Here is a 13,540-nt window from a genome sequence, read left to right as displayed (position 1 = left end):
AAAGAAATGACTCCATACAGCTTTTTCAGGGAACTTCATTCAGGTTTCCGGTACATCGTTTTAATACTGCTTCTGGTAGCTATCATCAGGGCCTGGGCCGATTGGCTTGGAAAAAAACCATATAGCGAGGGCAACCGCAAACTGAACCTCTTTACCCTGATTTCGGTGCACACGCAATTTTTGATCGGGCTGGTGCTTTACTTTTTGAGTCCTTTTGTAAGATTTGGCAGCGACACGATGAAAGATCATGACACCCGGTACTGGACGGTGGAACACCTGACGGCGATGATCATCGCCATTGTTTTGATCACCATCGGGCACAGCAAATCAAAAAAAGCGGCATCGCCGGAGGCAAAGCATAAAGCGATAGCCATATTTTACACAGCGGCGTTGGTGATTGTTGTTGCAACCATTATGCTGAGCGGCAGGGGCTTGCTGACGATGACGCATTGATATAGATAAATACAGACCGTAAATAGGTCATATTATCCGGCGAAAGGATGATTAAAACGACCTACCCGGTATATTTAATAATATATTTTTTGAGAAAAAATTTGGTAATTCAAATTTCTTTATAAATTTGTCACCGCGATGATTAAAAACAACAAAAATAACAGCTGGTGGCACCATGAAAATGGCAGCCGGATGTGTTTTTGATGATGAAATACTAATCAATTGTAAACCTAAGATAGCCCGGCGCACCAATCGCCGGGTTTTTTTGTTTTATAACGCGACCGAAACAACAACATGAAAACATATAAAATTACAACCACTTCTAAAAAGCTATTAGCCGATACCACCACGCCGGTGAGCATTTATTTACGCTTGCGCGATGTGTTCCCTAACTCGCTGCTGCTGGAAAGTTCGGACTATCATAGCCGCGAGAATAGCCTGAGCTATGTTTGCTGCGAGCCGATTGCCGGCCTGGTACTGAGCGACGGGCAATTGCGCAAAAGCTACCCCGGAGGGAAAGCTGAAGATAAGGCGCCGGGCACATTCGACCTGGTTGATGAAGCGACCAGCTTTCTTGCCGAATTCGACGTGACCGATAATCCATCCAAAATCATATCGAATGGGTTATTCGGATATTTTACCCACGAGGCGGTAGAGCATTTTGAGACCATCAAGCTGAAACAGGTAGAAAGCGATCCGAGGAAGATACCAACAATGCAGTACCATGTATACCGGTATATCATAGCTATCGACCATTTTAAAAATGAGCTTCATATTTTTCACAATCAGGCCGACGGATTGCCTGCGAACGGCGGTATCGAAAAGCTGGAATACCTGATCAAGAACAAAAACTTTCCCGAATATCATTTTCAAACCAAAGGCGAAGAACGTTCGGGTTTGACAGGTGAGGAATTTATGGCGATGGTTGATAAAATGAAGCAGCATATTTTCCGGGGCGATGTTTTCCAGATCGTTCCTTCGCGACCTTTTTCAAGAACATTTTTAGGGGATGAGTTTAACGTGTACCGTGCCCTGCGGTCGATCAACCCATCGCCATACCTTTTCTATTTCGATTACGGCGATTTCAGGATATTCGGTTCATCGCCCGAGGCACAGATCACCATAAAAAACAACGTAGCCAGTATATTCCCGATAGCAGGGACTTTCAAACGCAGCGGAGATGACATTAAAGATGCGGAAATTGCCCGCCAGCTGGAAAATGACCCCAAGGAATCGGCTGAGCATGTGATGCTGGTTGACCTGGCCCGTAACGACCTGAGCCGTCATTGCGAGCAGGTGGAAGTTAAGGCTTTCAAAGAAGTTCAGTATTATTCGCATCTTATTCACCTCGTGTCGCATGTGAGTGGTAAGCTCCGGGATGATGTATCTTCCTTCAAGATCGTAGCAGATACGTTCCCGGCAGGCACGTTAAGCGGTGCACCAAAGTACCGTGCTATGGAGATCATCGACGAGAATGAGAAAGTAAAACGCAGCTTTTACAGCGGCGCCATAGGTTACCTGGGCTTTAATGGCGACTTTATTCATGCCATTATGATACGCTCATTTTTGAGCAAGAATAACACACTGCACTACCAGGCGGGCGCTGGCATTGTGGCCGACTCGAACCCGGAAAGCGAACTGAAAGAAGTTGACAATAAAATAGCAGCGTTACGTAATGCCATTGAAATGGCGCAATCGTTGTGATCAGTTAAAACAGAGTAAAATGAACAAGATCCTTATAATAGATAATTACGATTCCTTCACCTACAACCTGGTGCATTTGGTAAACGAATTGGGTTTGCAATGTGATGTATGGAGGAACGATAAATTCGCCATAGGCGACGTAGATGCATACAGTCATATTATCCTTTCACCCGGGCCGGGCATACCATCCGAGGCTGGTTTGCTGCTCGAAGTAATAAAAACCTACGCGCCAACCAAACGCATTTTGGGAGTGTGTTTGGGCCAGCAGGCTATTGCTGAGGTGTTCGGCGGAAAGCTGTACAATTTGAGCCGCCCCATGCACGGAATAGCGACGCCGATTAAAGTAACCGATCAACAGGAAGAACTGTTTACCGGGCTGCCGCAAAGCTTTAAAGTTGGGCGTTATCATTCGTGGGTGGTGGACAGGGATGGGTTGCCGGATGTGCTAACGGTAACCGCCATTGATGAGCAGGACAACAGCATTATGGCGCTCCGGCATAAGCAATATGACGTGCGTGGCGTACAGTTTCACCCGGAGTCGGTTTTAACAGAACACGGGCGGGCTATGCTATATAACTGGCTTTCGCCGTCTTTCGACATCGAAGAGCTTAAAGCCACAGAAAATCATTTTATCAAAATTTAGTAGCATTGCAAAATAGTTCCTTTAGGGGCCAGGAGTTTATGAATATACTCGATAAGATAGTCGCGCATAAAAAGACAGAGATACAAGCCGCAAAAAGAAACGTTTCGTACACCAGCCTGGAGGAATCAGAACATTTTCACCGCGATGTACTTTCATTTAAGGATTTTTTACTCGACCCGCAACGGACAGGCATCATTGCCGAGTTCAAACGGAAATCGCCATCCAAAGGCATCATTAACGATAAGGTTTCGGTGGAAGAGGTAACAACGGGTTATGCCGCAGCAGGCGCCTCGGCATTGTCTGTATTAACAGATCGCCAGTTTTTTATGGGTCGCAAAGTCGACCTGCGCCGCGCACGGCAGGCCAACAAAATACCGATACTGCGCAAGGATTTTATGATAGACGAGTACCAGGTGATAGAAGCCAGGGCTTTGGGCGCGGATATTATTTTGCTGATAGCAGCTATCCTGGCGCCGGATCAAATACAACAACTGGCCTCACTGGCCAAAAGCATCGGTCTGAATGTATTGCTGGAGGTGCATAACCTGGAAGAGTTACAACGGAGCGTCAACCCCAACCTGGACGCAATCGGTGTAAATAACCGCAACCTGGCTGATTTTACCGTATCGGTGGAAACATCTTATCAACTGGCTGAACATATTCCATCAGAATTTTTAAAAATATCAGAGAGCGCAATTAGTAATACAGGCACCATAAAGCAACTGAAAAAAGCAGGCTTTAACGGTTTCCTGATAGGCGAAAATTTTATGAAACAGGCTGATCCGGGTGCGGCAATGAAGGAGTTTGTGAGGGAGTTGTAGTATGATCGATAATTTATCCCAAATGTAGCTTATCCGGATTTTGATAATTATTCCAAAATGTAAGTAGGTCTATTATATGGTCGTTAACAATACGGTAATACACAGTAATTTGTGGAACAATTACATATTTATGTATATGGAGTGTTGAACTATGTAGAGGGAAAGCTTTCGGGTTTGACGCTATAATTAGAAGTGACTCGTCTACTTTATTGATAAATTCAATCACAACTTTGTTATTCCACCGGTAAGCCAGATATTCGAGATTTTGTGAAAAAGTTCTTTCTGCTTCCGGCGTCCAGTTTATAGCAATCATTTATATTTATCTATAAATTCTTGCATTACTTTGGCGTGCGGCTTTGTTAAACCCTGTCCGGATTGTTCGTAACCTGTCATTATCGATCTTTGAAGCGCTTCAGGGTCATCCAAGTGGTATTTTACCCCCAAATTGTCTAAAAATTCCTCTACCGCAAAAAGGTCTTTTTCTTTATCTATTTCAATGGTCACTATACGCATAAACAAATTTAACAATTGAAAAGGAAAATGTAAAACAATTTGGTGCCGGGGTAATAGAGGAGATTATGCGAGTATGCACATAGTTTACACTGTTACTTTGTCATATTCCCTAACTTGGCACTTTCATTGATAGCTAATTATTTGAATGAAGCAAAAATTTTATGATACTGCTGTGAAGCAGGAAAGAGTGGTGCTCGTCGGCATTATTACGCCGAATGAGACCGAAGAACAAACAAAGGAGTACCTGGATGAATTGCAATTCCTGGTGGAGACGGCTGGCGGGCAAACTATCAAAAGTTTCACCCAAAAAATGTTGCGCCCGGAGAGGGCCACTTTTGTGGGAACCGGTAAACTGGAAGAGATCAAGGCCTTTGTTGATTCGGAGGAAATTGACATCGTAGTTTTCGACGACGAATTGTCACCTTCACAATTGCGAAATATTGAAAACGAATTGCAGGTAAAAATACTCGACCGAAGCAACCTGATACTGGATATTTTTGCCGGCCGCGCACAAACTGCCCAGGCTAAGGCGCAGGTAGAACTGGCGCAGTTGCAATATTTACTACCGCGACTAACTCGCTTGTGGACGCACTTAGAGCGGCAAAAGGGTGGCATCGGTATGCGAGGTCCGGGTGAATCACAGATTGAGACTGACCGCCGTTTGATCCTGAACAAAATATCCCTGTTGAAGGACAAGCTCAAACTAATAGACCGGCAGAACGAAACCCAGCGCAAGAACCGGGCACAACTGGTGCGCGTAGCTTTGGTGGGTTATACCAACGTAGGCAAGTCCACCATTATGAATATGATCTCCAAATCAGAGGTGTTTGCCGAAAACAAATTGTTCGCTACGCTGGATACTACGGTGCGGAAAGTGGTTATAGAAAACCTGCCTTTCCTGCTGTCGGATACGGTTGGGTTTATCCGCAAACTGCCGCACCATTTGGTGGAATGTTTTAAATCGACACTGGACGAGGTTCGCGAAGCGGATATTTTGGTTCACGTAGTGGATGTTTCGCATCCCTATTTTGAAGATCAGATACGGACGGTAAACGAGACATTAAAGGACCTGGGTGCAAGGGATAAACAGACGATAATGGTGTTTAATAAGATTGATGCTTACGAACCCATGCAACTGCACCCCGGCGAGGAAGCCCACCAACTGAACCTGGAAGATTTTAAACAAAGCTGGATGGCCAAGGATAATAACCCGGCGATATTTATTTCAGCCTTGAAAAAGGAAAATGTAGATGAATTTCGTAAGCTGCTTTATGATAAGGTAGTTACAATACATACGCATAGGTATCCGTATGATAAATTGTTGTATTAGCCCAGCCCCTGAAGGGGAGCAAATCCAACTGAGAGTTATTCTTCCCCTTTAGCGGGCGGGCTTAAAAATATATCTTCCTTTATCTCCGGAATAATATTCTTCTCCCTCGCCGTATCAAACAGCAGGTTTATTGCCTTCCGTCCTTCTTCGCCCAGGTCGAGCGAATACTTGTTCACATACAATCCGATATGCTTGTACATTACTTCTTCGCTCATTTCCTGCGCATGCGAGCGGATGAATTCCAGTCCTGATTTTGGATTGGCAAAGGCAAACTCCACCGACTTTTTCAAAACCCGGTTGATTTTATGCTGAACGTCCAGCGGCAAACTCCGGTTCGCCACAATACCGCCAAGCGGGATAGCGCAGCCGGTCAGCTTTTCCCAATAATCGCCCAGGTCGATGATCTTTTTCAGGCCTCTATCCTGGTAAGTAAAACGGTTCTCGTGGATGATCAGGCCTATGTCGATTTGTTCGTCCAGTAAGGCGTCCTCTATCCCCGAAAAAACTATTTCCTGTTTATTAGTCGCTTCCGGAAATGCCAGGCCCAGTAAAAAGTTAGCCGTTGTATATTTCCCGGGGATACCAATTTTGAGTTTTGAATTGTTTAAATCCGAAATTGAAAATTCGGATTTCGAAATCAACATGGGTCCCACACCAAATCCCAGCGCACTCCCTGCATCCAGCAAAACGTATTTGCCGGCTACGTAAGCAAAGGCATGATAACTCAGTTTGGTAATATCCAGCTCACCGCGGAAGGCCTTTTGGTTCAATGTTTCCACATCGTCATAAAACACTTCAAACTCCAGCCCTTCGGTGTCGATCTTGTGGTGGATCAGGGCATCAAAAATAAAAGTATCGTTGGGGCAGGGAGAGAACCCGAGGGTTAGTTTCATTTGTCTAATAATCTTCTATGGTAATTCACCTGGCCTAAGTGATAGCTAAGGTGGGTGGCAAGATGGCTCAAAAAATAAGCTGTAGTGTCACCTTTTGCAAACACAGTTATCGGATACTCCGATCTCAGTTGTTCGTCAGTAACTTTATCTATAACCTGATCGATCATAGCTATGGTATCCTCTATTTTCTGAATGAGCTCGGCCTTCGGTATGTCTTTAAGGGAGAATTCCAGGTCGCGCTGACGAACGTAACCCGTATTGCCCAGCACCGTACCAATAAAATGATTCAGGTTACCAACCAGGTGCAGGCAAAGATTTCCCGCCGAATTGGCGATGCGATCAGCCACTATCCAAATATTGCTTTCTGTATTGTATGCGGCGATCTCTGTTTTAAGCTTGTCCAGGTCGCGTTTAAAAAGTTTTATTAAAATTTCCTGCAGCATGGTTTTTATTTAAAGGGAGAATCCTTTCGTCCGAAAAGCCCGGCAGCAAATGTATTCAGATTTTTAATAGCCAGGCCTACCTGCCAGGCGTCCCGGTTGCGTTTTTCCACGTAATTTGACACTGTCCTGATCTGCATACATGGAACATCGGCTTGTTTACAGGCATAGAAAAAAGCCGCGCCCTCCATACTTTCCAGTTGCGGTTGAATACGATTGATAAGCTTTTTAATGCTGAAGTCGTTACCATGTACCGTATTTACCGTAGTAGCGCTCACCTGCCTAATATCGGTTATGCCGAAATCAGAAAGCCGTGCGGTAGGCTTAAAGTCAGCTTCGCCAAAACCTAATTTGTCAATCGATAGGAATTTTTCATTGTCCTCGGCTCCTAATTCTGAAAAGCTGTCTTCCACTACTTCGACTACATCACCCAAAGCGATACTTCGGTCGAAGCTGCCTGCAATGCCGAGGTTTATCGCGAGGTCGTATCGCATAGTTGCCAGGTGTTTACCCAATGCAAATGCTGTTGCCACCATGCCTACGCCGGTTGTTAACAGTTCAATATCTTGATTCTGAACTCTGACTTCCGACATCAGTTCACCGACTTCAAACTCAGTCGCCGCGACAACCAATACCCGCATAATGGCTTTAATTTGACAACGAAGATAAACAAAGCCCAGTTTTTTGTTTTGTATATTTGCGCCAATTATTATTATGATGATCTATATTACACGCAGAGAGCACTTTAACGCTGCGCACCGTATGTACCGCGAAGAGTGGAGCGAGGAAAAGAATGCCGAGGTTTTCGGCAAATGTGCAAATCCCAACTGGCACGGGCATAATTACAATTTATTTGTGACGGTAAAAGGCGAGATAAGCCATGCCACCGGCTACCTGATTGACCTGAAGGACCTGAAAGTGATCATTAACGATTACGTGATTGAAAAGCTTGACCATAAGAACCTAAATAAAGACGTAGATTTTATGCAGGGCAAAATGGCCTCGACCGAGTTACTTTGCATCGAGATATTTAACCAATTGAAAGGCCCGATCGAAAAACACGAAGGCGTGTTCCTGCATTCGGTCAGGTTGTTTGAAACTGAAAATAATTCGGCGGAGTATTTTGGTGATTAAAACCTAAAGATGAATAAACAAGACGCTTACCCCGACCGCGACGAAGGTATCGACGGTTACGTAAAAATAGACCGGTATAACCCGGAACTGATAGATAACCTGAGCGCGCATTATCATGGGGTGCTTGAACAGATAGGCGAAGACCCTAAACGCGAAGGCTTGCTAAAAACACCGGAACGTGTTGCCAAAGCCATGTTGTTCCTGACACAGGGATACGACCTGAATGCCGAAGAAATACTGAAATCGGCGATGTTCAAAGAGGAATACAGCCAGATGGTGGTGGTAAAGGACATAGAGGTTTATTCAATGTGTGAGCATCACATGCTGCCATTTTTCGGTAAGGCCCACATCGCTTATATACCAAATGGGCACGTAGTAGGCTTGAGCAAAATACCGAGGGTTGTGGATGTTTTCGCACGGCGGCTGCAGGTACAGGAGCGCCTGACCAACGAAATACGCGATTGCATTCAGCAAACCCTAAATCCATTGGGCGTAGGGGTGGTTATTGAATGCCGCCACTTATGCATGAGCATGCGCGGTGTACAAAAGCAAAACTCAGTTACCACAACGTCGGCCTTTACCGGCGAATTTTTAAAAGAGAAAACCCGCACAGAGTTTCTAAATTTGATAACAGCTAAGTTAGGTTAGTGACTTATGATCAGTTAATTTGTGATTAGTATTTATAATTGCAGAATGAGCTGATAACCAATCACTGATAACCAGTTAACTATTCACTAAATATGAAAGCATACTTATTTCCCGGGCAAGGCGCCCAATTTGTCGGCATGGGTAAAGACTTATATGATAAGTCGGACAAGGCCCGCGAACTGTTTGAAAAGGCTAATGAAATATTGGGTTTCCGCATAACCGACATCATGTTCGGTGGCACCGATGAGGACCTGAAACAAACCAAAGTAACCCAGCCGGCCATATTCCTGCATTCGGTTATCCTGGCAAAAGTTTTGGGCGATGATTTTCAGCCGGATATGGCGGCAGGACATTCGCTGGGCGAATTCTCGGCCCTGGTATCGGCCGGCGCATTATCGTTTGAGGATGGTTTAAGACTGGTTGCCGCACGTGCCAATGCCATGCAAAAAGCCTGTGAGATACAGCCGTCGACTATGGCAGCAATTTTGGGCCTGGATGACTTTACGGTAGAAGATATTTGCGAACGCGCTACCGAGGTGGTAGTACCTGCCAATTACAACTGCCCCGGCCAGTTGGTTATCTCGGGAAGCATAGCCGGTATTGATTATGCCTGCGAAAAATTACTGGCTGCGGGAGCAAAACGTGCACTGAAATTGAACGTAGGCGGGGCTTTCCATTCCCCATTAATGCAATCGGCAAAAATGGAACTGGAATACGCTATACTGAATACAGAGATCAAAGAACCGGTGTGCCCCGTATATCAAAATATCGATGCAAAACCTTATACCGATCCGGCTAAAATAAAACACAACCTGATAGAGCAGCTGACCGGCCCGGTACGCTGGACCCAAACCGTTATGCACATGCTGGAGGACGGGGCCACATCCTTTATTGAGGTTGGCCCGGGCAGTGTGTTGCAGGGCCTTGTAAAAAAGGTAGACCGTGCTGCGGTAACAAGCAGCGCCGCTTTAAGCGAATAAAAATCGCGAAGCCATCCAAACTGAAAACGGATGGCTTTGTTTTTTTATAGTAATTTTATCCCTACCTTTTGAAACATTGACACCCGCTGCGAAAATACGATTGATGCTGGCCCTCCTGTTTGCCAGTTTACTGCTGACAGCAATTGTTATACAGAAAACCTACACGCCCAAAAATAACCTTTATCAAACCGCGCAAACGCTTGAAAGCAACCTGCAAAAAAAGGAACGTGTTGTTGCCGATGTTATTAACGATAAAAAAGCTTTCGACAATTTAAAGACGCTGCAGGATGATGACCGGGCAGCGCTGAAGGCCATAAAGAAATTTACGACCGACGAAGGTATCTGGGTGCTCACTTACAAAAAGGGCCGGCTTGTGTTTTGGAGCGGGATAAAGGTAATACCACTGCATCCCATTAGGGAGGGCTATTCTTTTGTTAAGGAATCGAACGGGCATTATAATGCCATCAAGAAGACGGATGGCGATTTTTCGGCTGTGTTCATGATCCCCGTAAAGTTTGAATACAAAATTCAAAACCAATATCTGCAGAATATCTTCGCAAAAAACCTGCTTAAGGATAACAATATCGAGATAGCCAAATATGATGACAAAAATATTTACGAGATACACAGTATTACCGATAAATATCTTTTTTCGGTAAAGGTAAACCCTTACGAGGTTAATCATAAGTTTCTTTATTTCGAAATAGCTTCCTGGGCGCTTTGTTTGCTGATCCTATGCCTGCTTATTCACAATATCTGTAACTATTTTGCCGTAAAAGGTTACGTGTTGTTGTCGTTTGCGGTGTTGCTTATTTTTATCGTCTCGTTAAGATATCTCAATATTTATTGCAACTGGCCCGACCTTAGTTACAAGCTTTCCATTTTTCAACCCACGTTATATTATGGCGGGCCTCTATACCCCTCATTTGGAGATTTTTGTATCAACGTGCTTGCCGTAAGCTGGTTCTTTTGTTTCGTTTACCGCTACCGCAACAGGCTTGTGAAACCAGCATACAGTAAAATTGCGGGTTATGTCATCGTTGTGGTGTGCGTGTTGGCTATCACCGGGGTTTCGTTCCTGTTGCTCAGGCGTTTTCATGGCCTGGTGCTTTATTCAAAGATCAATTTCGACGTTAACAATGTGCTCGGTCTCACACATCATAGCGTAATGGGCATAGTAATACTGTGTTTCGCCTATCTTATTTTTTATGTTCTTGTCGAGATATGCCTCGCTTTTAGCGCACGGGTAGCCGTTCCGGTATGGCAGCAGGCAGCCATCTTTTTAGCTGCTGTGCTTGCGGCCACATTCATTCCGGTGTTAAATCGCGGGGAACTTACCTTGTTTTATATTTTTGGCGCGGCCTGGGTGTTTATCCGCGGGTACGCCTACCTGTATAAGGAGGCGAGGTTAAATTCGGGTGCGCTGGTGAGCATCATCCTGGTTTGTGCCTTTGTATCAGCTATTAAATTAAACCACTTGCTTTCGCTTAAAGAAAAGGAAAAGCGTAAGGAGCTCCTGCATCAATTGATAACCACCGCCGATCTGCCGACCGAGCATTACCTTAAAATTGTTGAGCGTAAAATAGGGACGGACCCCGATATAAAACGGTATTTTATGGATACCGTCCACAATAATGATTTTATAAAAACTTATCTTCAAAAAACTTATTTCTACGAATACCTATCGAAATTTAAATTGAATGTTTATGGATACGACACCGGGGACAGGCAATTTTTGCCCCAGGAAGGGTATGAACAGCAGTCCTATGATCTGAATGTTTTTAAAGACATGGTAAGAATAGGCGGTGCGCCAAAAATATCCGACTATTTTTACAGGAACAGCAAGGCCTATGGGTCGAGAGAATACGTGGCCAGGATACCGGTTTACGATGATAAGGAACTTATCGGTACGCTGGTCATATCGCTCGACTCAAAAGATACGCAGAATGAAAATGCGCCGCTTGACTTACTGGTAGATAATAATGTAAAGCCTGCGGATGATTTTGAAGATTATTCCTATGCTTATTACAGCGATAACAGGCTGATGAGCCAGAAAGGCAAATACGATTATAGCCTGATAAACCGTGAATTTAAGGGGAAAGTAAAGGATACAGTATTTAAGAGCACAACCGTCTCTGACCTGGCATCTTATAAATTATGGAACACTTATAACCACCTGATCTATGAGCCCGATGGGCGGAGCATGCTGGTAATAAGCAAAAAGGAAAATATCACCATCAATACCATTACCTCGGTTACCTTCTTTTTTATTGTGTTTCTGGCATTTGCCGCAATTGTTATTGTAATGCGGTGGCTGTGGGCGCGCATACGGATATTATATTCGGAGGAGAACTATTTCCACTGGGTATTAAAGATCAATTTTGAACATATTTTATACAAAACAAGGATACAGCTTTCCATTGTATTCGCAGTTGTAGCAACGTTGATATTGGTTGGTGTTATTACTTATGTTTCTATCACAAAGCAATACAGCGAACAACAGGACGCTACAATAAGCCATAGGTTGCTGCAGATAGGGAAAGCGTTTGAAAACGCCCACCTTACAGGCGGTGTTTACTACATGGGGCAGGATTACCTGGCTAAGTTTGATGAATTTGCGAATGTTTACTCCGCCGATATCACACTGTTCAATACCAACGGCGAGATGCTGGTATCAACCCAGCCTAAGCTTTATGATAACGGTCTTATAGCTAAAAGGATCAATGGAAAAGCCTACATAAACCTGCATCAGCTTAATAAATCCATATTTATAAACCCCGAGATCATCGGCGATTTCAGTTATAAAGCGGGTTATATAGCTTTAACCAACGGGCAAAACAGGACTATCGGGTATTTACAGTTGCCTTCATTCTCGAATGAGGAAGATTACAAATCACGTTTGAGTTCCCTCCTGGACGCTATGATCAATATCTATGCCCTGATATTTATTGCTATAGGGCTGCTGGCAGTATTCATTGCACGGCAGATAACCACGCCGCTCAATATTATTCAATATAGCCTGAGCAAAACCATTTACGGCCAAAAAAACGAACCGATAAAATGGAAACGCAAAGACGAGATAGGAACGCTGATAGCCGAATACAACAACATGATAGCTGCCCTTGAGCAAAGCGCACAAAAGCTTGCACAGTCTGAAAGGGAAAGCGCCTGGCGCGAAATGGCCAAGCAGGTGGCTCACGAGATCAAGAACCCGCTGACGCCGCTTAAACTGGGACTGCAACTATTGGAAAAATCGTGGAAGGATAAGGACCCAAAATTCGATCAGAAGTTCGAGCGGTTCAGTAAGTCGTTCGTGGAGCAGATCGAGAGCCTGTCGTCCATAGCCTCGGAGTTTTCGGCCTTCGCCAAAATGCCGGATACAAGGTTGGAAAAAATGGATGTTTTTGATATACTTACGCAGGCTGTAGTGGTATATAAGCAAACAGAAAATATTAAAATAAACTACCGCGCGCCCGAAAATCCGTTCAAAGTTAGTGCCGACCGCGACCAGCTTCTTCGCTGTTTTAATAATCTTCTGAAAAATGCCATAGAGGCCATACCACAGGGGCGTGACGGGGTTATAGCGATCGAGCATATGATAACGAATGGGGCTGTGCTGCTAAGCATTAAAGATAACGGCAATGGCATACCGGCCAACCTGCGTGAGAAGATATTCGAGCCAAATTTTACTACCAAAAGCTCCGGCACGGGCCTCGGACTGGCATTTGTCAAAAACTCCATTGAGAACGCGGGCGGCAAGGTTTGGTTTGAGACCATTATTGGCGAAGGAACAACATTCTATATCAGCCTGCCCGAAGTAGCTTAATATTCATCAATACTCTTTAACGATAACATTTAGTGATGACCCTGTCCAAAAGATAAGGTCTTAAATTTGCGATAGTTCTTCCTTTAAATTCGTTCCGAAAGAAGAAGGGGCGAGATCAGTCAGCTTGAATGCCTGCCATGTGCCGTCTTAAAATA

At 44.5% G+C, this 13,540-nt stretch carries 14 protein-coding genes; 9 read left to right on the top strand and 5 right to left on the bottom strand.

The genetic code is table 11. The features are described from left to right. Nucleotides 1-6: 6 nt before the first annotated feature. The 4 genes from VL525_RS01335 to trpC all read left to right on the top strand — a co-directional run bounded on the left by VL525_RS01335 (nucleotide 7) and on the right by trpC (nucleotide 3,621). Nucleotides 7-453 (top strand): cytochrome B, encoded by a 447-nt coding sequence (locus VL525_RS01335; protein WP_325382492.1) that lies wholly within the window; start codon nucleotides 7-9, stop codon nucleotides 451-453. 294 nt (nucleotides 454-747) lie between these two features. Further along, on the top strand, nucleotides 748-2,157 hold the full coding sequence (locus VL525_RS01330) for an anthranilate synthase component I family protein (protein ID WP_325382490.1): 1,410 nt from the start codon (nucleotides 748-750) through the stop codon (nucleotides 2,155-2,157). A gap of 19 nt (nucleotides 2,158-2,176) precedes the next feature. Continuing rightward, the gene (locus VL525_RS01325; protein ID WP_325382488.1) at nucleotides 2,177-2,800 is read left to right on the top strand and encodes an aminodeoxychorismate/anthranilate synthase component II; all 624 of its coding nucleotides are present in this window, start codon (nucleotides 2,177-2,179) and stop codon (nucleotides 2,798-2,800) included. A gap of 38 nt (nucleotides 2,801-2,838) precedes the next feature. Continuing rightward, nucleotides 2,839-3,621, top strand: a complete 783-nt coding sequence (gene trpC, locus VL525_RS01320; RefSeq protein ID WP_325382650.1) for an indole-3-glycerol phosphate synthase TrpC — start codon at nucleotides 2,839-2,841, stop codon at nucleotides 3,619-3,621. Between the two features lie 13 nt (nucleotides 3,622-3,634). Here trpC and VL525_RS22795 read toward each other — a convergent pair whose 3' ends face one another. Further along, nucleotides 3,635-3,934 (bottom strand): type II toxin-antitoxin system RelE/ParE family toxin, encoded by a 300-nt coding sequence (locus tag VL525_RS22795; protein ID WP_414684719.1) that lies wholly within the window; start codon nucleotides 3,932-3,934, stop codon nucleotides 3,635-3,637. After that, nucleotides 3,931-4,134, bottom strand: a complete 204-nt coding sequence (locus tag VL525_RS01315) for a hypothetical protein (RefSeq protein ID WP_325382486.1) — start codon at nucleotides 4,132-4,134, stop codon at nucleotides 3,931-3,933. The genes VL525_RS22795 and VL525_RS01315 overlap by 4 nt, the downstream gene beginning before the upstream one ends. 145 nt (nucleotides 4,135-4,279) lie before the next feature. Between VL525_RS01315 and hflX the strand changes: the two genes are divergently transcribed. Next, on the top strand, nucleotides 4,280-5,464 hold the full coding sequence (hflX, locus tag VL525_RS01310; protein ID WP_325382484.1) for a GTPase HflX: 1,185 nt from the start codon (nucleotides 4,280-4,282) through the stop codon (nucleotides 5,462-5,464). Between the two features lie 35 nt (nucleotides 5,465-5,499). On the opposite strand, the gene VL525_RS01305 is transcribed toward hflX, so the two are convergent. From VL525_RS01305 to mqnB, 3 genes are read right to left on the bottom strand one after another with little or no spacing between them, the layout of a single operon-like run. Further along, entirely contained in the window at nucleotides 5,500-6,357 is an 858-nt protein-coding gene (locus VL525_RS01305; RefSeq protein ID WP_325382483.1) for a 1,4-dihydroxy-6-naphthoate synthase, read from the bottom strand. Next, a complete protein-coding gene (locus VL525_RS01300; protein WP_325382481.1) occupies nucleotides 6,354-6,800 on the bottom strand; it encodes a DinB family protein in 447 nt (148 codons plus the stop codon). The genes VL525_RS01305 and VL525_RS01300 overlap by 4 nt, the downstream gene beginning before the upstream one ends. A gap of 5 nt (nucleotides 6,801-6,805) precedes the next feature. Further along, on the bottom strand, nucleotides 6,806-7,438 hold the full coding sequence (gene mqnB / locus VL525_RS01295; protein WP_325382479.1) for a futalosine hydrolase: 633 nt from the start codon (nucleotides 7,436-7,438) through the stop codon (nucleotides 6,806-6,808). Nucleotides 7,439-7,514: 76 nt separating this feature from the next. On the opposite strand from mqnB, the gene VL525_RS01290 reads away from it, so the two are divergent. The 4 genes from VL525_RS01290 (at nucleotide 7,515) to VL525_RS01275 (ending at nucleotide 13,385) form a co-directional block, all read left to right on the top strand. After that, on the top strand, nucleotides 7,515-7,931 hold the full coding sequence (locus tag VL525_RS01290; RefSeq protein ID WP_325382648.1) for a 6-carboxytetrahydropterin synthase: 417 nt from the start codon (nucleotides 7,515-7,517) through the stop codon (nucleotides 7,929-7,931). Between the two features lie 9 nt (nucleotides 7,932-7,940). Beyond that, entirely contained in the window at nucleotides 7,941-8,579 is a 639-nt protein-coding gene (gene folE / locus VL525_RS01285) for a GTP cyclohydrolase I FolE (RefSeq protein WP_325382477.1), read from the top strand. A gap of 92 nt (nucleotides 8,580-8,671) precedes the next feature. Further along, nucleotides 8,672-9,559, top strand: a complete 888-nt coding sequence (gene fabD / locus VL525_RS01280; RefSeq protein WP_325382475.1) for an ACP S-malonyltransferase — start codon at nucleotides 8,672-8,674, stop codon at nucleotides 9,557-9,559. A 103-nt stretch (nucleotides 9,560-9,662) separates the two neighbouring features. Continuing rightward, nucleotides 9,663-13,385 carry a sensor histidine kinase gene (locus VL525_RS01275; protein WP_325382473.1) on the top strand — a complete coding sequence of 1,241 codons (3,723 nt, stop codon included), beginning with the start codon at nucleotides 9,663-9,665 and terminating at the stop codon, nucleotides 13,383-13,385. Nucleotides 13,386-13,540: the final 155 nt, after the last annotated feature.

It is taken from the genome of Mucilaginibacter sp. (assembly GCF_035492695.1).
Taxonomy (GTDB): Bacteria; Bacteroidota; Bacteroidia; order Sphingobacteriales; family Sphingobacteriaceae; genus Mucilaginibacter.
Note: the sequence above shows the minus strand (reverse complement) of the source record. Positions and strands in the feature narration are given on the sequence as shown.